A 19638-nucleotide genomic window follows, 5' to 3' on the forward strand; every position below is an offset into this window, starting at 1 on the left:
TCTCCTACAAGGAGAGGAAGCTGTTCAGCGTCGTTGGCAGGGGTAATGTGGTACTGCGTAGGGGCGCAGCATGCTGCGCCCGAAGGTGGCACGTTCGGAGGGGGAAGGGCTATCCCAGCTTCTGCTGTGCCCAAGCCAAGCCGCTTTGATACTCGGCTGGCAGCAACGGAGCTAGCGCCTGCAATGCTTGCTGTATTGATGCGGCATCAGGATCGTTAAGATTCAGATGCCCGACCTTGCGGCCTTCACGTACCTCTTTCTCATACCAATGCAGATGCACCAGCGGTAATGCCAGCCATTGCTGATCCACCGCTGTGCCAATCAAATTGACCATCACCGAAGGTGTGTTCACCACCGGCTTAGGCAACGGCAGCCCCAGAATGGCGCGCAAATGCAGTTCAAACTGGCTGATGGAAGCGCCATTTTGCGTCCAGTGGCCGCTGTTATGCACACGCGGAGCCAGCTCGTTGATCAACAGGCTGTCACCGACGATAAAGCACTCCATCGCCATCACACCCACGTAGTTCAACTCGTTGAGGATCGCGGCTAGCATCTGCTCGGCCTGCTGCTGTAACGCCGGGTTTGGCTGTGGTAGCGCCACGCTGGTACGCAGAATACCGTCTTCGTGCAGATTGTGGGTCAGCGGATAGAATACCGACTGGCCATCGTGACCACGGGCACCGACCAGCGACACTTCGCCAGAGAAATTGATCCCCTGCTCGACGATACATTCGCCATAGTTATCCGCCGGTAACTCCGTCTCTTGACCAGGGCGCAGACGCCATTGGCCACGGCCGTCGTAACCCCCAACGCGGCGTTTAACGATCGCCAGCTCACCCAAGGTGGCAAACACCTGCGGCCATTCGCTAGCGTTTGCCAGCAATTGCCAAGGGGCAGTGGCGAGATGGAGTTGGTCGAGCAGTTGTTTCTGAGTAAGGCGATCGGCCAAACGCGGGAAGATATCGCGGTTGACGAAATTACTGTGAGTGGCCAACTCGCGGGTGAGGGCGGTTTTCGGCCAGCGCTCGATCTCTGCGGTGATCACCGCATTTTGATAAGGCACCGCTTCCGGCTCGGCATCCAGACCGACGGGATAAACCGCAATCCCCAAGGGTTCACCGGCCTGACGCAGCATCCGTCCTAGCTGGCCGTTACCCAGTACGCAAACCGGCTTCATGCTTCCTCCCGTGGGTCCGGGTTATTCAGCACATCGTCGGTCTGGGCCTGACGCCACTGCGCCAGGCGTTGTGCCAGCCCGGCATCGTGCAGCGCCAAAATTTGTGCTGCCAGCAACCCCGCGTTCGCCGCCCCGGCTTTACCGATGGCAAGCGTACCAACCGGAATGCCACGTGGCATCTGTACGATGGAATACAGGCTATCGACACCGCTTAACGCAGCGCTTTGTACCGGCACGCCCAGCACTGGCACTAGCGTTTTGGCCGCCAACATGCCCGGCAGATGTGCCGCACCGCCGGCACCGGCGATGATCACGTCAAAACCCATGGCGCTGGCATGTTCGGCAAAACTGAACAGCTTGTCTGGCGTACGGTGGGCGGAGACAACTTCGACATGGAACGGGACATCCAGCATGGTCAGAACTTCGGCCGCGGACTGCATAGTAGCCCAGTCACTTTTTGAACCCATTACGATTGCGATTTTAACCCCAGCGTTGGCGGCTGAAGTGGCGGTGGCTCCCATGAGTGCATGGCTCCTGTGAATTTGGACAAACGTCGGCTGGCAGGCCGTATGAGGGCGTAGAGCATATCATGGGTAAAGGGCGAGGAAAACGGTTGCGTAGCCGGTTTTCACCAGCAAAACGCTGAACATGGCTTAAAAAGGGAACTGGATCAGCTCGACGGCTTCTGCCGTGACTTTAATCATGGAGCCTTCCGCATGCCAGGCACCTAGCACGGCACGATGGGCTTCACCGTCAGGTAATGCCAGCGGATGAATTGCCGGGCGATGGGTATGGCCGTGGATCATCCAGTGAACATGATGGCGTAACATCGCCTGCTCAACGGCTTGCGGATTGACATCCATAATCGCGGTGGACTTGTATTGGTTGCTTTGCTGGCTACGCGCCCGCATTTTTGCGGCAATCTTCAATCGCCAGCGCAGAGGCAGCGCCAGAAACGCGCGTTGGATCCAGGTGTTATGAACTTTTTTGCGGAATTCCTGATAGGCCTGATCGTCGGTACACAGGGTATCGCCATGCAGGATCAGGATTTTGCGGCCATACAGCTCGACGATCTGCTCTTCCGGCAGCAGGGTCATGCCACTCTGCCTGGCAAAACGCTTGCCCAACAGAAAGTCACGATTGCCGTGAATGAAGTAGCAGGGCACTCCGGCCTGCTGCAACGCCTTTAGCGCGGTGGCAATTTCGCTATGTAATGGCTCAGGATCGTCATCACCAATCCAGGCTTCGAACAGGTCGCCCAGAATGTATAACGCATCGGCGTGAACGGCTTCTCGCTGCAAAAAACGCAGAAAACCGGCAGTAATTGCCGGTTCCTGTGCGCATAGATGCAGGTCTGCGATGAACAGCGTGCTCATGCAGCCGCGATTACTCGCTGACGGTAACGCTGGTGATTACCACGTCTTCAACCGGAACATCCTGGTGCATGCCGCTACGGCCAGTTTTGACGTTTTTGATCTTTTCGACCACGTCCATACCTTCTGCCACTTCGGCAAATACACAGTAACCCCAACCCTGTGCGTTTTCAGCACGGAAGTTCAGGAAGTCGTTATCCACTACGTTAATGAAGAACTGGGCGGTGGCAGAGTGTGGATCGTTGGTACGAGCCATTGCCAAGGTGCCACGGGTGTTTTTCAGGCCGTTGTTCGCTTCGTTCTTGATGGTTGCTTTGGTATCTTTCTGAGTCATACCTGGTTCAAAACCACCGCCCTGAACCATAAAGCCGTTGATAACACGGTGGAAGATGGTGTTGTTGTAGAAGCCTTCACGGCAGTAGTTCAGGAAGTTTTCAACGGTAACCGGTGCTTTGTCAGCAAAGGTCTTGATAACGATATCGCCGTGATTGGTGTGGAAAGTAACCATAGTTTTAGTCCTAGCAAGATGAAATGAGCTGTCACATAGGAAGGCGTGTGAGCAATCAGACCGACTTTATAACATATCTCAATTAATCAGTCAGCAGTGGCTAGAGTGGCAGTTCTGCGGCAGAAATACATGTGTTGTAATCTTGCGTCAGGGGGGGATGTTTCCGATCTTAGGCAATTTTCTGTCGATAAATTCAGCAATCCTTGGGCTTGACCTTGCAATAGAGCAGCCTTCGGGGTTCAATATGCGGATATATTTGTTATCACGCACACCACGGACAGCCCTGATGCTAAAGATTTTTAATACCCTGAGTCGTCAAAAAGAGGAATTTAAGCCAATTCATGCCGGTAAAGTCGGTATGTACGTGTGCGGGGTAACCATTTACGACCTGTGTCATATCGGCCACGGGCGTACCTTCGTTGCTTTCGACGTGGTGGCGCGCTATTTGCGTTATCTCGGCTATTCGCTGAACTACGTGCGTAACGTGACCGATGTGGACGATAAAATCATCCGCCGTGCGGCAGAAAACGGGGAAACCTGCGATCAACTGACCACGCGTATGTTGGCAGAGATGCACGCCGATTTTGATGCGCTGCTGATCGATCGCCCGGATCAGGAACCGCGTGCCACCCAGCATATCGCAGAAATCATCGAGATCACCCAACGTCTGTTGGCGCGCGATCATGCCTATGTCGCCAGCAATGGTGACGTGATGTTCTCTATCGATAGCGATCCACAATACGGCCTGCTGTCTCGCCAGGATCTGGATCAACTGCAAGCCGGTGCGCGCGTAGAGATTGACGACGTGAAACGCAACCCGATGGACTTCGTGCTGTGGAAAATGTCCAAGCCGGGTGAACCAAGCTGGGAGTCCCCGTGGGGCCCTGGCCGTCCAGGCTGGCATATCGAATGTTCGGCAATGAACTGCAAGCAGCTTGGCACCCACTTCGACATTCACGGCGGCGGTTCCGATCTGATGTTCCCGCACCACGAGAACGAGATCGCTCAGTCCAGCTGCGCGCACGATGGCCCGTACGTCAACTACTGGATGCACTCCGGTATGGTGATGATCGATAAAGAGAAGATGTCGAAGTCGTTGGACAACTTCTTCACTATCCGCGACGTGCTGGGCTACTACGACGCTGAAACCGTGCGTTACTTCCTGATGTCTGGCCACTACCGTAGCCAGTTGAACTACAGCGAAGATAACCTGAAGCAGGCTCGTGCCTCGCTGGAACGTTTGTATACGGCACTGCGTGGTACCGATGCTAATGCCATACCTGCCGGTGGCGAAGTCTTTGAAGCACGCTTCCGTGAAGCGATGGATGACGATTTCAACACCCCGGAAGCCTATTCCGCTCTGTTCGATCTGGCGCGTGAAGTCAATCGCCTGAAGAGCGAAGACATGGCGGCGGCAAACGGGTTGGCGGCAGAGCTGCGTAAACTTGCCAAGGTGCTGGGCTTGCTGCAACAGGAACCCGAGCAGTTCCTGCAAGGCGGCGCGCAGGCGGATGACTCGGAAGTGGCAGAGATCGAAGCGTTGATCAAACAGCGTAACGATGCACGTGCAGCCAAAGACTGGGCGTTGGCAGATGCTGCCCGCGATCGGTTGAACGAGATGAACATCGTGCTGGAAGATGGCCCTCAGGGAACCAGCTGGCGTCGTAAGTAAGCTAAGAACTTATTAAGTTAATAAAACCGGGTGACGTTTGTCACCCGGTTTTTTTGTGCCTCAGGCATGAGCCTCGTTGAGCAGACGTTGGTTGATGTAAGCAATAGCCTGCTCTGGGTACATGATTTTGTTCACCACGTTCGTCACCCCTTGACCAATAATGATCTCCGCATGGCGCAGGTTAAACAACTCACCCTGTAAACCCCGGGATTCGCGGATGCCGCTGCTGGGATTATCCCTCAGCAAATTGAACCACGGATAGAGATGCAGGATACGCTGGTTTTGATAGATGCTGCGATGGGCACTGTTGCCGCCTAACAGCACCAGATGCTCGGTAATTTCTGCCGAATACAGCCAACGAAAGAACTGCTCTACCTGCGCTTTCTTATCACTGAAACGGGACATACCCAGTGAGCCACCGCCCATCTGCGGGGTGTTGCCCGGAACGGGGGCGTAACCAATTGCGGGTGATAAAGGGCTGTGAGCGACGTCGTTGAACAGATTCATATACATGATCAACATCGCCAGTTGGCCCTGCTCAAATTGGGCCACCGAGCTGTTCCACCATTCACTGTTCAGATTGGTGGTGACGGTAAGTTGCTGCTGATATTGCCGCAACGCTTCGACGGCCAATGCAGGCTCCAGTTGCACCGGTTTATCCTGGTGCACCAACCTTCCCCCCAGGGCGTAATAACGCAGCAGATATTCGGTAGCAATCAGCCCAGAACTGCCAAGCGTGGTTGATGAGCCTACCGGACGCTGCGGGTTGCCGGATTGATGAATTGCGGTGAAAAAGGCCGTGATATCATCAAACTCGTCAAAACTCGTTGGGATTTTCAGCTCTTTGCCCGATTTCTCATAAAACATGCGTTTGATCGTGGGGTCATCGAACAGGTCGCGACGATAAAACAGCAACTGGGTACTGGCATCAAACGGTAGCGCATAGGCTTTACCGTCGATCTGGCTGAAATGATGGCCGATTTCTGCCGAAAAGTTATTCAGCAAGTCTGGCAGTTCTGGCGCAATTTCTGCTAACGGCGTGAGGGCTTTTTCCGCAAACCAGGGAAGACAGGCCATATCGATACGCAGTAAATCATAGTACGGATGCAGATGCAGGTTCGAGAGGATTTCAAACACTTCATCATAAGGATAAACGGCGAGGTTAACCTTGATGCCGGTCTGGCGATAGAAGTGCGGCAACAGCTTCTTCAGCGCATCGGTAGAGGGGCTGGGCAGGATCAGCATATTTAGTGACTCTGCCTGCTGTCGCGTGGCTGGCGCGTAACTGACATCCAGAGCAAATCCACGGTTCTCCAGTATCAGCTCGCCAACTTGCGATCCCGAACCACAGATATGGCGGGCAATTTCCAGACCCAGCCGGGCGTAATCCATTTGATAGTTGTGCTGATTGCTTACCACAGGGGGTTCATTGTCGCTCAATTGCCAGATCGGGGGGCAGGGGTCTGCGCTACCCAGATAGGCTGCCTGCGTAAGGCAGCGGCCTTTCTCAGTGTCTTGGGCAATCAGGATTTGTGGTGGCTGGTCAGCAAAAAAAGTAAACGCGGCGGTATGGCATTCGCTGGCCGGTGATGGCATGACCGTCAGTTGGGTCGATGGGCTTAGCTGCGCCAGCGTATTTTTCAACGCATCGACAAAGCAACGGCTGTTGGTATAAGTGAGAGTCTCACAAAGCACACCTACATGTGCAGGCCGACTGCGGGCGACCTCAGTAGCAATTGCCTGACCCGCCTGACCAAAATCCAGACTGAATTTGGACTGCGCCTGCGTTGGGTGGCGATAAACAAACAGGATCTGTTCCGCTGGCAACCGCAGCGTCTGGTAATAACTCTCACTGTCGGCCAGACAAGAGACGGTAACGATGGTTTGGTAGGATTTTGCCGCCAGCGTCTGCAAGATATCCGTTTCGGCAGAGGGGAGATCGTTGGTGACGTAAAGATCCAGAGCGCCCGGGAAAGAGGATTGTAATGATTGCTGGAGCCCGCGGTAGAGCTGGTGATATTGCTCGTTGTTGATATCGGGCAGGATCAGCGCTACGCCACTGTTTTTACTGGCACGCAGTGACTGTGCCTGGGCATTGATCTGATATCCCATTTGCTGGGCAGCTCGTTGGACCGCCTCGATCTTCTCAACGCTGACGTTGCCGCGCCCATTCAGGACGTTGGAAGCGGTGCCGTGTGAGACCCCCGCCAGCATTGCTATATCCTTGATAGTTGCCATTTTCCTACCGCTTTGACCGACCTGTTTTGATGCTAACACCGGCATGGCCACTTCGCTATCTCGATTTCCTTTTAATCATAAAGTTTGGATCGTTCCACACTTTGTTGAGCATTATTTATGCTTTAAACCGTTCCGTTAAATAAAAATGAAAACAAACTTAAATTTAACTTATTGTTATTATTTATTTTTATAATTTATTGTTTTTTATTGATATTTAATTAAATATTTTGAAGTCGATCACCAATGTTGCTTGCGGTGTTAACCGTTTTTTATTCTCAGGATTATTATTGACACGTTCCAAAATCAATTAAGCAGTGCAATTTGCCGCAAGGGTTAGGAACGATAGGTCAGTAATTTACTGAATAAAAAGGATAAAAAATGAAAATACATTTCCTGGGATCGGCTGCCTCTGAAGGGATCCCCAATCCGTTTTGCCGCTGTGACCATTGCCAACAGGCCCGTTTCCTGAAGGGGAAAGATCTGCGTACCCACTCCTCGGCGATTGTTGATAATGTGATGTTGATCGATGTCGCTCCAGAGTTTAGCCAACAGCTGTTGCGTGATGGGTTGGATGCGAGTGGCATCACCGATCTGTTGTTCACTCATACACATCCAGACCACTTCAACGTCGGCGAGTTGTTTAGCCGCATGGAGGGTTACGGCTTCAATATTGATCACCCGCTGGAGATTTTTGGTAATGACAGGGCGATCAACGGCTGTGCTGCGGTATTGCCGGGCTATAGCAAACAGCGCTTTGCTTTCCACTGCCTGGTGCCCTTCGTCACCGTCGAAAGCCATGGCTACAAAATCACACCGCTGCTGGCCAACCATGCCAAGTGGGAGCTGTGCTACGTGTATGTGATCGAAAAAGACGGCCAGACGATTTTCTATGGACATGACTCTGGCTGGTTCCCGGAACTGACCTGGCAGTGGCTAGAGGGTAAAGCGTTGGATTTGGTGGTGCTGGAATGCACCTACGGTTTCAACGGCGACGATCGCACCGACAACCATATGAGCCTGGAAACCGTTTTTGCAGCGCAGGAGAAACTGCGTGCGATGGAATGCCTGCATGCTGGCAGCCAGATCGTGGTGTCGCATATTTCTCACAGCGGCAAATTGCTGCATGAGGAGTTGGTAGCGGCCTGCCGCGATAAAAACATCACCGTCGCTTATGACGGCCTGATCGTTAACGTGGCGTAGGGGGAGATCTCATGGACTTTAACAAGACTCCTCGCCTGCTGATCATGATGTTCGTGCAGTACTTCATGCAGGGCGCCTGGAATATGACGATGGGCCTGGTGCTGAGTACCTACGGCATGGCCGCCATTATCGGTTCATCCTATGCGCTGCTGGGATTGGCAACGATACTTTCGCCGCTGTTTATCGGCATGGTCGCCGACCGCTTCTTTGCTTCGCAGAAAGTCATGGCGATCCTGCACCTGATAAACGCCGGGGTGATCCTGTGTGTACCACAGTTTATTGAAGCGCAGGACACCACCATGACGCTCGTGATGATCTTCCTGGTCGGCCTGCTGTTCTATCCGACTACCGCGCTGGCTAACAGTATCAGCTTCAGCCATATCAACGGCGTGAAGTATTTCCCGGTGACCCGCGTGTTCGGCACCTTCGGCTTTATGGTGATAGGGTTCATCATCGGGCAGATGGGATATTCCGGCGATACCATGACCTGGTACATTGCTTCGGCTGCCGGGGTGGCATTAGGGCTGTACTGCTTCACCCTGCCGGATACGCCTCCGAAGGCCAAGGGCAGCAGCTTCGCCCTGCGTGATTTGCTGTGCCTGGATGCGTTGTCATTATTCAAAGATCGCAACTTCTCCATTCTGATGCTGAGCATCTTTGTATTGATGATCCCCAAAACGGCCTATTCCGCCTATATTCCGGTGTTCCTGAAAGCGCTTGGGTTTGATAACGCTGCGTCCATGATGCAGGTAGGGATCGCCTGCGAAGTGGTGTTTATGTTCCTGCTTTCGTTCTTCCTGCTGAAAGCGGGCTTCAAGGTGACGTTGATGATGGGGGCGGTGTGCTGGATCATCCGCTCGGTGCTGTTCTCCCAGGCCGCGCTCGATGCCAATATGACGTTTGTCTTGATTGGCCTGATGCTGCAAGGGTTCTGCTGGGACTTCTTCTTTACGGTAGGGGATATCTATGTTGACCGCAAAGCACGGCCGGAAATCAAAGCTCAGGCACAGAGCCTGCGCTTTATCGTCTCCAATGGCTTTGGCTTGCTGTTCGCCTCCACCATTTGCGGCCAGATCTTCAACAACACCGTGACGGAGCAGGGGCCACAAGCATTGCCGCAGTGGGAAAGCTTCTGGCTGTTCTCGGCGATTATCGCCGCCGTGGTCTCGGTATTCTTCTTCATTTTCTTCAAAGACGATCTTTCGAAGGAGAAAACACCTGCGGCCATGAAACCCGCTAAGCAATAGGGAGCAACATGGACAGCCTGTTATCGGTGCTGGGCGGGTTGGGGCCGCTCCACCTGGCAACGGTAGGCAAGATAGTCGCGGCGTTTGTTCTGGGGGGCGTGATTGGCCTGGAGCGCGAATCCAAAGGCAAGCCCGTTGGATTTAAAACCTGCGTGATTATAGCCGTCGCCAGTTGCGTATTAACGGTGGTGTCGATCCAGTCTGCGGAGTATTACGCCGAGATTTCCGTCAATATCCGCAGCGACCCGATGCGGCTGGCCGCCCAGATTATCAGTGGGGTCGGCTTCCTGGGGGCAGGTGTCATCTTGCATCGTCGTGATGATGCGATTTCCGGTCTGACGACCGCGGCGATCGTCTGGGCATCGGCGGGCGTCGGTATTGCCTGTGGAGCCAGTTTCTATCTGCATGCGTTATTGGCGACGGCGCTGTTTTTGTTGGCGATAAAGATCAGCCCCTATATTTTCTTGCTGCAATCAAGGAACCAGCATCTGGGGAAGGTTAAGGTACGTCTGATACTCGATGAGAAGGAAGGGCTGCCCTGCCTGATGACCCAGCTTAACCAGCAGAGAAACCTGATCGATGCGATGACGATACGCGACATCAAAAGACGCAAGATTGAAGTGAACTTTAAGCTGACGGTAAGGAAAAGGATGACCCTTGATGAGCTCTACAACATGCTGTGCGGGATTGACCATGTATGCTCGGTTGCCTTGGAGCATTAGGCCGTTTTAGCGGATCAAAAATGCCGGGTAGCTTGGCTGACCCGGCATTTTTTTCTTGGCGCTTGAGCAATCAGGCTTTAACCGTGACGCTCATACCTTTGTAGCTGACCTTCTGGCCGTCTACGATCTTGCAGCGCTTACGCGTTTCGACCTGACCGTCTACTTTGACCTGCCCATCGGCGATCACTTCTTTCGCGGCACCGCCGCTGTCGCACCAGCCCTGGAACTTCAGCAGGTCGCACAGTTCGACGTGAGGGTGACTTTCCAGATTAAAAATTTCCATACTGCCTTACTTATTTAGGTTGAACGTCGTGAAATTCCTCGCAGGCTTGCAAGGTATTTTGGATCAGTGTAGCAACGGTCATGGGGCCGACGCCACCTGGAACCGGAGTAATGTAGGCCGCGCGTTCACTTGCGGCTTCGAAGTCTACGTCGCCGACTACTTTACCACTTTCCAAACGGTTGATGCCGACATCGATCACGATCGCGCCCGGTTTGATCCAATCGCCAGGAATAAAACCCGGTTTGCCCACGGCGACGATCAACAGATCGGCATTTTCGATATGGTGACGCAGGTTCCTGGTGAACCGATGCGTAACGGTGGTGGTACAGCCAGCCAGCAACAGCTCCATACTCATCGGGCGGCCAACGATGTTGGAAGCGCCGACGACCACGGCGTTCAGGCCATAGGTATCGATGTTGTAGCGTTCCAGCAGAGTGACAATGCCACGTGGGGTACAAGGACGCAGTTTGGGCGCACGCTGGCACAGACGGCCAACGTTATACGGGTGGAAACCGTCCACGTCTTTATCCGGGCTAATGCGCTCCAGCACCTTCACGTTGTCAATGCCCGCAGGCAGTGGGAGCTGTACCAGAATGCCATCAATTTCTTTATCGACGTTTAATTGCTCGATCAACGCCAGCAATTCAGGTTCGGTGGTGGAGGCAGGCAGATCGTAAGAACGGGAGATAAAACCCACTTCCTCACAGGCCTTGCGCTTGCTGGCGACATAAATCTGCGAAGCCGGATTCTCACCAACCAGTACCACTGCCAGGCCCGGCGCGCGCTTGCCAGCGGCCAGACGTTGTTTCACTTGCTCAGCTACTTCGTTTCTAACCTGCTGAGCAATCGTTTTGCCATCAATAATCTTTGCTGCCATCAGTGAGGAAATCCATCATTTAAGAAAAGCGGGGGATGGCGCTATTTTGTCAGAAGAGAGGCGCGCTGTCAGGCTTTGGATCGGGGTTATGTTGAGAATAAGCACACGATTGCGTCGTGGTTGATGCTTTTTTACAGCAAGGGAATGATCCTCGACGTTTTTTATCTCCAGACGCAGGCTCTTTTACCCCATCGCCACTGGCGATGGGGAGGTTCATGAAAGTGGAAGTTTTCCTGACAGGGGCAAACCAGAGGCTGACTAGCGGAAATCTGGGGAAAAGCCCGCCGACTCAACAAGCGGAGCTCCCGTTAGCCGTGCGCAAAATACATCATCATGAGCAGCAGAATTTCTCCGTCTCTACTCATAAAGGCTAAAACTGTCTTCACCCTTCCCGTACTGCCTAACGTTGACCCAATCGATCAGTAGCAGATCATGAGCCAGCACAAAGTCGTCGATTTTATTTGCCATGCTCGCGGCGTCAGCGTCGTGAGGTGGTAGCAGACACAACACAGCCAGGTTACCTTGTGCATCGGTTTGCCCCCAAAAGATCCAGCCGGAAGTGGTTTGCCAGGCAAAACCATTGACGATGGTGGCCGCGGCGTTATTGAAGGCCACTCCGCTGAATCGTTTTTCAACGCCAAATGCCTGCGCCAGCGATTCGAGCGGTAGAGCAACATCAAGCAGCGGCTCGGCAATGCGTTTACGAACATGAATCTGCTTGAAACCGGACTCCTCACGTTGCGTGTGATAAATCGCCAGAATGTCCTGAACTTCCTGTTGCACCAGCTCATGCAAGCTGACAGAGAGAAATTCAAACTGCCGCCAGTCGTCTTCGTGCAGCACCAGTACGTTTTCCAGTGAGGCGACATCCTCCACCATCGCCATGTCATTGGTGATTGTTGGCAGGCTGAAAAGCACCTTGGTCGGATCGATATTGAAAATTTCCTGTTTGGCCAACACCACGGTTACCTTACCCGTTTCCCTGAATTCGGCTTTTGTGGCGGGCCTTGCCTCGACAACCTGCCAATCCACATCGCCCAGATGCAGCGTGGTATTGATTTCAAAAGTATCCGGCAATTGGTCGACTGGTACTGGTGAAACGCCAAAAGCTTCATCCTTGCCGAGTTCAATTAAGGTGACCTCGACGGTTTTTGGTTTCTTCTTACCCCATCCAAACATGGTAATGCTCCTTTTTCTGCCGCTGTTTCAGGCGGTGCTTTCTTCCATCACGCGGATATTGTCTGCCAGATAAACGGCTGCGGGCCATTTGCTAAAAAGCGCCTTGGCGTACGCCAGCGGACTCAATTTTGTTTTGTCTATACCCACTACCACTGCACGTACCGGCGGCTTGTTGAAATCCATGCCATGACTGATCAGCAGTTTGATCAGGTCAGAGCTGTTTTGTTTGGTAGCCAGCGTGTGATAAAGCCCTTTTTCCAGGCCCTTGGTTGCCGCGTACATTTCTTCCAGGCTGGACCCTTGATCGAGTAAGTACCGGGTGGCCGCAGAGGCATTTTTCAGGATCGCCCAGCACAACGCCGAATTGAGATCGCTTTTGTCGATCCCGTTTTTCAACAAAAAATCGATCGCATCGGTGTTGTTCGAACATGCCGCATCGTTGAGCATGCTGTAACCGTCTCGCGAGGTTTGCAAAATGTCACAACCCTTGCTGAGCAGATACTCAGCAAATTCACGGTCCCACGCATAGCAAATCAGCTGGTTGAGCGCATGACGGTTCTGATAGCCTTTTTTGTTAATGTCGGAACCCTTCTCAATCAGGTATCTGGCGATATCCAGCTTCCCGGCTTTGATGCAGGCGTGCATTGCGTTGTCGCGCAGAAAATTCCCTGCTTCAATATCCGCGCCGGCGGCGAGCAGCAAATCAATAGCTTCCTTGTTGCCATGCAAGGCTGTTGCATGCAGTGGTGTCCCGGTTTCCTGGCTGCTTTTTTTTAGCTGTGCATATTTGGCATTCTTCAGCCTTTGTTTTATCAGGTCCAGATCGTTGATTGCACAGGCATAGAGCAGTGATTTATCGTCGTCCATCCTACTTGTCCTTTTGATTACGCCATCCGGGCGGCACACCTAATCTAGCAACTGATGTAAGTAAATTTGGTCCAGAAGATCAACACCTGTCGGTCACATCAACGAGTGTTTTTGTTTATTACTCTGTTTTTAAAGAATAAATTTTATGCTTATGTGACTGTTTAGCTGGCTGGACGTGAACAACCTTCGCCCTTCCAAGCCACAGGTCTGAGGGATAAGGTGAGAAAAGGGATCTCTATGACCTGAGATTTACGTAATCAGATCATTGCGTTAGGTTTGCTTTTAGCCGTTGATTTGTTTGAAAAATCACCATAAAGCACGTTGGCGGCTAGCACACCAACAAAATCCATTGACTCGTTGACCTCTGACCGTATAATCCAACTCCGCAACTTCGGTTGCCGCATCCGCATTTCAATGCGCCCTTAGCTCAGTTGGATAGAGCAACGGCCTTCTAAGCCGTAGGTCACAGGTTCGAGCCCTGTAGGGCGTACCATTTTGAAGTAAACAGACGTCAACTGACGTCTTTTTTTATGCCTGAAATTCAGTTAATTAGCTGATTTTGGCGCGTAGAAACTCTACCTGATTCTACCCGTATCAACCCACATCAAGTACTATCTGTTGGTATATGTGATGGTACATTCCTGTTCAATGAAATCTTATACCAACAACCAGCAACGGAGGGCAGCAAATGGCGCTTACCGATGTGAAGGTAAGAAGTGCAAAACCAACGGAAAAGCCTTACAAGCTCACCGATGGCGAAGGGATGCATTTGATGGTGCATCCTAATGGTTCCAAGTATTGGCGTTTGCAGTACCGTTTTGATGGGAAGCAGAAGACATTGGCGTTGGGCGTTTATCCTGAAATTACACTTTCGGATGCTCGCCAACGCAGGGATGAGGCCAAAAGGCAAGTTGCCACAGGCATTGACCCTGGCGAGCAGAAGAAGGTTGATAAGCAAATTCGTAAAGCAGGTATTGAAAGCAACTTTAAAGCCATAGCGTTAGAGTGGCACGAATACAAACGCCCTAATTGGTCGAAGGGATACGCTGAAGACCTGATGGAAGGTTTTGAGAACGATATTTTTCCTTATGTTGGTAAACGACCGATTGCTGAAATCAAACCTCTGGAAATGTTGGAAGCCCTACGCAAGCTGGAAGCTCGAGGTGTTTTTGATAAGCTTCGGAAAATCCGTCAGGCCTGTAATCAGGTTTTCCGCTATGCGATTGTTACCGGTAGAGCGGAGAACAACCCTGCATCAGAGCTCGCGGGAGCACTTACCACCGCGAAGTCCAAACACTATCCTCATCTCCTGGCCAATGAATTACCTGAATTCCTGAATGCCCTGGCTAAATACAGTGGCAGCCCGATTACTCGGCTTGCAACCCGTATTTTGCTTTTGACAGGGGTTCGAACTATTGAGCTCCGTGCTTCCGAGTGGGAAGAATTCGACCTTGAGCGTGGTATTTGGGAAGTTCCTGTCGAACGTATGAAAATGGGACGCCCGCATATGGTTCCGCTATCTGAGCAAGTGCAGGATGCGTTAAAGCAACTACATGCAATTACTGGGCGTTTTAAGCTTGTCTTTCCTGGCCGTAACGACATTACAAAGCCAATGAGTGAGGCAAGTATCAACCAGGTGCTGAAACGTATTGGTTATCATGGTAAGGCTACAGGGCACGGTTTCCGGCACACGATGAGTACCATTCTGCATGAACAGGGCTATAACACAGCGTGGATTGAGTTACAGCTTGCTCACGTCGATAAGAACACGATTCGTGGTACTTACAACCATGCGCAGTATTTGGAGCAGCGGAGAGAGATGCTCCAGTGGTATGCGAATTATATGGACAGTTTGGAGCTGGGAGGAAGTGTGGTGCATGGGGAGTTTGGGCGTAGGGCTTAAAGATTGTATCATTAAATAGGATTGTTTTAATTGGCCGTAAAGATGTCTGGATGTTCGTTGGTATGGGCATAGAACATCAACGATGGTCTCTAAATTTGTTTATTACAGTAAGCTAATAGCGCCAGTAGCGATGCTGACGCTATTATTTTAATCAGCACGAATTATTTCACTTTTCAGGTAATAATGTTGATGATGTGCTGAGAGTAAAAAATAATAAGGCCGACAATGGCTTTTTATTAGTGATTATCGTTCAAAAAACTAATGAGTAAATGTACTGTCAACAAGATTTTGCATGTGACGGGTTATGGCATGTTGTGTGTTAATTGAGATGGGATTATTCATCAAGAGATGGCGCGCAGTGTCAGACGAACCATTAGGAACACAACTGTTTGCGTGCTGTTAGCTGACAGTATATTTATAATAGACTAAGACTTTATCTGAATCATTTTAGGTAAGGAGTCAATAAATCATAGTTTTCTGTAAGTTTCTGGGTTCATTATATTTGCCGTTGCAAAAAAGCATGGCCATTATTTAAGATCTAGATAATGTTTTAATACCAAGTGATGATATTTCGCAATTATCATCACTGGCACATAACCATTCTTCTATATAGTCTCTAATAATATATGTTGGGATATTCACTTTCCCTCTTAATGAGCATTCCCATATAACAAGAACTTTAAAACCTGCTTGATTTAACTTATTGATAACATGGTGATCTCTCCTTACGTTCTGAGTCAACTTTTTAACCCAAAAGGCAGGTCTTGTTTTTGGCCATTTGAACATATAGCACAAATGCCGATGCCAAAAACACCCATGAACGAATATTGCTGACTTATAATCGGAACATAAAAAATCAGGTTTCCCATAGATTGAATTATTTTGCGAAGTGTAATCTACATCTAATGAAAATAAAATTTCTGATATCATTTTCTCTGGAATAGTATTTTTAGAGCGGATCGCTCTCATATTCCTGGCTCGTTGTTGTTTGGAGTGAACATCCATCACCAACTCGATTTTATTTTTAGAGCTAATTTCTCAGCTAGTAATACAGGAACAGCATTTCCTATTTGCAGAAATGCTGCTGTTCTACTTGGCTTTCCTGAAGCGCTTTCAAAGAAATAATTATCAGGAAATGTCTGCAAGCGAGCCGCTTCTCTTGGAGTTAAGGAGCGATTCTGACTTATATCTGGGTGGATATAATAATGGCCATCTTTAGCGATATGTGCGACGATAGTATGTGAGCAATGCAAATCACCAGCAACTACTTTGAACCTATCTAAAAAAGATACACGTTGGCGGTGAGTTTTCAAACGTGTGGGAAGAGAATTATAGTCTATCCGTTGGTGACCATTATTCCATTTTTCTACTGCTATTCTGTATATTTCTAAATCTTGCTGAGTGTGAGGACGGGCTGTATGCCATGTAATATAGTTTTTTGAATCACACAACTCACTTTCTATTAGGAAAGAGTGTGGTTTTTTTTCTTTATATTGAAATATTTCACCGTGACCTGATAATAGCTTCGGCAAGTCAGAAAAAACATCATCTACAGTTAACCTAATGGGGAGCTTATCCGGCTCAGGATAGAAACCCAAGGTACTCCCTTTTTTTCCTACAAGTATGACCCTTTTTCTCGCCTGAGGAATACCATACTCGTCAGTAGATAAGATCTTATATTCTGTTTGATAACCTGCTGCACGAAACAGTTCTCTCATTATATTAAAATAAAGGTTTCCATTCTCATCTTTAGCTGAAAGCAAGCCTGTAACATTTTCGAAAACAAAATAATTTGGTTGATAACGCTCTAAAAATTTCACATAATAAGTAAAAAGATAATTCCTTTTATCACCTATCATCCGATTTTTTGAGCGAGAACGCCCCACCAATGAATATGCTTGGCATGGCGGACCACCGATAATAATATCTATTTTTTTACTTTTTATTGAATTATCTATTTTAGTGAAAATCTCACTAAGGGATTCACTTTTTATTTCTTCATTAATAACAGACTCAATGATTTCGGCAGGGATTTCTTTATATAAAGTATTACGAGAAATTTCTCCTCTTAGATAATCCTCATAAATATTTAATTTCGATTCTTTTGTTAGCCAGTGGTAAGCCGCCCTAGTTCTTAGTGTAAAGCAAGCTGCTTTGTTAGATTCCACATGCGCTACCGGTGTAAAACCGGCACGAATAAATTCCTCAGACAGACCGCCTGCTCCAGCAAAAAGATCGAGAAAATGTAGAGACTTATCCATAAAAATTCCTAATATATCATATCTCTACATTTTAACACAAAAAACAAGCATAATCTAGTGGATGGCTGTGTATCCTGGCCTGGAAATATAACGTGCCATCTCTGTTCTGATTTTTACCAGTATATCGTCTTTTAATCTAAATGCTTCACGTCCGAACATTCTCATATTCTCATCTGAAACAGGAATGGATATGATATATTTAAACGATAGGAGTAGCTTATACTGTTTTTCTTTATATAAAATATCGGGAGCTTCCTTAAATATGCCTTCATGTTGTGCTTTATTTATTTTATCCCAGCATTCAGATGTAAATAGATTGGATGGAATAAGGGAGGTTAAAACAAAGCGATGTATTTTGATCTTCTTATTTGCGTGATCACAATCAGGGCTAATTTCAATAACACCTAGAATAATGCTACTCAGGTCTACTTTTTGCTCCACTCCAGTAAATTCTTCCTGAATGATGGTATCCAAGTCTGTATTTCCAAAAAAGCAACTTTATATTAGTATTTTTTCTGTCAATAAAACTTATGACGCCTTTTTTATATAATGTCTCCCCATTCTTATCGGAGCATATTTCTTCAGCTAAAATATATGTATTCAACTTTACTTTTATATCTGTTGAAACTTTTTTCAATTGTGCATTGGATGCAAAAACAAATTCTGACCAAATGTTTTTTTTTGTAATGTTAGCATAATCATCTTCTACGAGGTTAAATAACCCTTTATTTAAGCTGGTATTAGCGTCATCCTTTGCCACTTTAAAACCTGATGCTTCATATGCTAATAGACTAATAATGTTTTTTATATTTTCATTTGTTTTATCAAGATCCCAAGAGTTATTGTTTTTTGCAAGCTGATGAACTTTTGTTAATATGTTTGAAGATGCATTAGCTACTGCATTTTCCCAACGCAACATTGAACTAACTAACCTGTTATCAGACAATATGCTATTTAATTTCTCTTTCAGTTTTGTCGCGTCTTCAATAAAGACATGTTTATCTATGCATGCATAACTGACAGGTGGTGGTATATCCTTTGATAGGACATCATCGTTTTTTATCCTATCTATTATCTCCTGAGCTTTATCTGTGTGTTTTGACCAAAATACTAAGGAATATATTCCTCCGCCAATTAAATGACTTATAACCTCTTTTATTGGTCCTACCAGATATGCTGCCTCAGAATTAGTACCTGGCTCCAAATGGAGGTCTATAAACAACCAGCGAATATCAGTGCTTTTTTCTATGCCATATCTTTTTACTCTATCTCTAGAGTCATATTGCAAAGGAAGACAAGGAATTCCTGAGTTATAGAATGCTTCAGAGAGTTTTTTTAGTTCATCTTCATTATCATCAACGACAATTACTTTCGCTCTAGGTAACATACTTAATTATTCCCTTTAAATATTAACGAAACTGCTGCGCCATCAAATGCCTTGGGTAGTTTCAAGTTTTCAACTGAGTCGATAATCAATTTACCACCAATTGATTCCATCGCTGTTTTTGCATAATATAATCCAAGCCCCATCCCTCCAGGTCTATTTCCGATAAATGGTTGTACAGCACTCTCTGGTGGTATACTAAACCCATCACCATTATCCACAATAGTAATTGCTGGGCCTTCGTCATACCAATTTGGTAGGCAGTAAATGCCTACACCAGGCACATAATCTTTATTTTTTGTCAGTTTTTCTTTAGCTTGAGTCCAATATAAAGAGTTGTTAACGATATTCGTTATGGCTGCTTGTATGATACCAAATGGTGCATGAAGTAAAAAATCAGACTCTTTATCATCCACTAATACAGGAGCAGAGAGAGAAACATTATGGTGTTTAAATCTATGTATCGAAAGTGCTGAGACTTTATCAATAACTTCACTGGCAGTGAATTTCTCTGATTTCCTTTTTTTCAGCAGTGAACTAAAACTTTCAAGGATGCTAACTAAATTAGATGATCTCTCTCTCAATTCTTCAATAACGGCATCATCTTTCATTATTGCTCGGTGGAGTGAATCAATTTCACGTTCAATCTCATGAAAAATAACAGAAATATTTAGCCCGCTGAGACCCGAAGAGGTCATCACATTTCTCATTTGATTGTATTCTTTTTCTATACCCGTGATCATTGAA

19 protein-coding genes and 1 tRNA gene are annotated in these 19638 nt (G+C 48.5%); 6 read left to right on the top strand and 14 right to left on the bottom strand.

The window, feature by feature from the left end:
• Window positions 1-109 precede the first annotated feature (109 nt).
• The 4 genes from purK to ppiB all read right to left on the bottom strand — a co-directional run bounded on the left by purK (window position 110) and on the right by ppiB (window position 3058).
• A complete protein-coding gene (purK, locus tag U869_RS0105280; RefSeq protein ID WP_025121622.1) occupies window positions 110-1177 on the bottom strand; it encodes a 5-(carboxyamino)imidazole ribonucleotide synthase in 1068 nt (355 codons plus the stop codon).
• Window positions 1174-1698 carry a 5-(carboxyamino)imidazole ribonucleotide mutase gene (gene purE, locus U869_RS0105285; RefSeq protein ID WP_025121623.1) on the bottom strand — a complete coding sequence of 175 codons (525 nt, stop codon included), beginning with the start codon at window positions 1696-1698 and terminating at the stop codon, window positions 1174-1176. Before purE ends, purK begins: the two co-directional genes overlap by 4 nt.
• Before the next feature lie 132 nt (window positions 1699-1830).
• The gene (locus U869_RS0105290) at window positions 1831-2553 is read right to left on the bottom strand and encodes a UDP-2,3-diacylglucosamine diphosphatase (protein ID WP_025121624.1); all 723 of its coding nucleotides are present in this window, start codon (window positions 2551-2553) and stop codon (window positions 1831-1833) included.
• 10 nt (window positions 2554-2563) lie between these two features.
• On the bottom strand, window positions 2564-3058 hold the full coding sequence (gene ppiB / locus U869_RS0105295; RefSeq protein WP_025121625.1) for a peptidylprolyl isomerase B: 495 nt from the start codon (window positions 3056-3058) through the stop codon (window positions 2564-2566).
• 286 nt (window positions 3059-3344) lie between these two features.
• Here ppiB and cysS point away from each other — a divergent pair, with 286 nt between their 5' ends.
• Window positions 3345-4730 carry a cysteine--tRNA ligase gene (cysS, locus tag U869_RS0105300; protein WP_025121626.1) on the top strand — a complete coding sequence of 462 codons (1386 nt, stop codon included), beginning with the start codon at window positions 3345-3347 and terminating at the stop codon, window positions 4728-4730.
• 60 nt (window positions 4731-4790) lie between these two features.
• Here the strand turns inward: cysS and U869_RS0105305 are convergent, their stop codons facing one another.
• Window positions 4791-6968 (bottom strand): extracellular solute-binding protein, encoded by a 2178-nt coding sequence (locus U869_RS0105305; protein ID WP_025121627.1) that lies wholly within the window; start codon window positions 6966-6968, stop codon window positions 4791-4793.
• A gap of 378 nt (window positions 6969-7346) precedes the next feature.
• On the opposite strand from U869_RS0105305, the gene U869_RS0105310 reads away from it, so the two are divergent.
• From U869_RS0105310 to U869_RS0105320, 3 genes are read left to right on the top strand one after another with little or no spacing between them, the layout of a single operon-like run.
• Window positions 7347-8168, top strand: coding sequence for an MBL fold metallo-hydrolase (locus U869_RS0105310; protein ID WP_025121628.1), 822 nt, complete (start codon window positions 7347-7349; stop codon window positions 8166-8168).
• An 11-nt stretch (window positions 8169-8179) separates the two neighbouring features.
• Window positions 8180-9415, top strand: coding sequence for an MFS transporter (locus U869_RS0105315; protein WP_025121629.1), 1236 nt, complete (start codon window positions 8180-8182; stop codon window positions 9413-9415).
• An 8-nt stretch (window positions 9416-9423) separates the two neighbouring features.
• Entirely contained in the window at window positions 9424-10137 is a 714-nt protein-coding gene (locus U869_RS0105320) for an MgtC/SapB family protein (RefSeq protein WP_025121630.1), read from the top strand.
• A 70-nt stretch (window positions 10138-10207) separates the two neighbouring features.
• Here the strand turns inward: U869_RS0105320 and ybcJ are convergent, their stop codons facing one another.
• The 4 genes from ybcJ to U869_RS0105340 form a co-directional block, all read right to left on the bottom strand.
• Window positions 10208-10420: a ribosome-associated protein YbcJ gene (ybcJ, locus tag U869_RS0105325; protein WP_025121631.1), complete on the bottom strand. Its 213-nt coding sequence runs from the start codon at window positions 10418-10420 to the stop codon at window positions 10208-10210.
• A gap of 10 nt (window positions 10421-10430) precedes the next feature.
• Complete coding sequence (gene folD, locus U869_RS0105330) at window positions 10431-11297, bottom strand: bifunctional methylenetetrahydrofolate dehydrogenase/methenyltetrahydrofolate cyclohydrolase FolD (RefSeq protein WP_025121632.1); 867 nt, start codon at window positions 11295-11297, stop codon at window positions 10431-10433.
• A 357-nt stretch (window positions 11298-11654) separates the two neighbouring features.
• On the bottom strand, window positions 11655-12476 hold the full coding sequence (locus U869_RS0105335; protein WP_025121633.1) for a hypothetical protein: 822 nt from the start codon (window positions 12474-12476) through the stop codon (window positions 11655-11657).
• A 27-nt stretch (window positions 12477-12503) separates the two neighbouring features.
• Window positions 12504-13382 (bottom strand): ankyrin repeat domain-containing protein, encoded by an 879-nt coding sequence (locus U869_RS0105340; protein ID WP_157834714.1) that lies wholly within the window; start codon window positions 13380-13382, stop codon window positions 12504-12506.
• A gap of 377 nt (window positions 13383-13759) precedes the next feature.
• On the opposite strand from U869_RS0105340, the gene U869_RS0105345 reads away from it, so the two are divergent.
• Window positions 13760-13836 (top strand) — tRNA-Arg (locus U869_RS0105345).
• Window positions 13837-14031: 195 nt separating this feature from the next.
• On the top strand, window positions 14032-15246 hold the full coding sequence (locus U869_RS0105350; protein WP_025121635.1) for an integrase arm-type DNA-binding domain-containing protein: 1215 nt from the start codon (window positions 14032-14034) through the stop codon (window positions 15244-15246).
• 531 nt (window positions 15247-15777) lie between these two features.
• On the opposite strand, the gene U869_RS30460 is transcribed toward U869_RS0105350, so the two are convergent.
• From U869_RS30460 to U869_RS0105370, 5 genes are all read right to left on the bottom strand, one after another.
• Complete coding sequence (locus U869_RS30460; protein WP_255328467.1) at window positions 15778-16251, bottom strand: very short patch repair endonuclease; 474 nt, start codon at window positions 16249-16251, stop codon at window positions 15778-15780.
• On the bottom strand, window positions 16251-17507 hold the full coding sequence (locus U869_RS0105355) for a DNA cytosine methyltransferase (protein WP_025121636.1): 1257 nt from the start codon (window positions 17505-17507) through the stop codon (window positions 16251-16253). Before U869_RS0105355 ends, U869_RS30460 begins: the two co-directional genes overlap by 1 nt.
• 54 nt (window positions 17508-17561) lie before the next feature.
• Window positions 17562-17981, bottom strand: coding sequence for a hypothetical protein (locus tag U869_RS0105360; RefSeq protein ID WP_157834715.1), 420 nt, complete (start codon window positions 17979-17981; stop codon window positions 17562-17564).
• Window positions 17923-18894 (bottom strand): hypothetical protein, encoded by a 972-nt coding sequence (locus U869_RS0105365; RefSeq protein WP_025121638.1) that lies wholly within the window; start codon window positions 18892-18894, stop codon window positions 17923-17925. The genes U869_RS0105360 and U869_RS0105365 overlap by 59 nt, the downstream gene beginning before the upstream one ends.
• Before the next feature lie 2 nt (window positions 18895-18896).
• The coding region (locus U869_RS0105370; protein WP_198530693.1) for a sensor histidine kinase at window positions 18897-19638 on the bottom strand (742 nt) is incomplete at its 5' end.

Origin of the sequence: Serratia sp. H1w (assembly GCF_000633355.1) — a bacterium.
Lineage (GTDB): Bacteria > Pseudomonadota > Gammaproteobacteria > Enterobacterales > Enterobacteriaceae > Chania.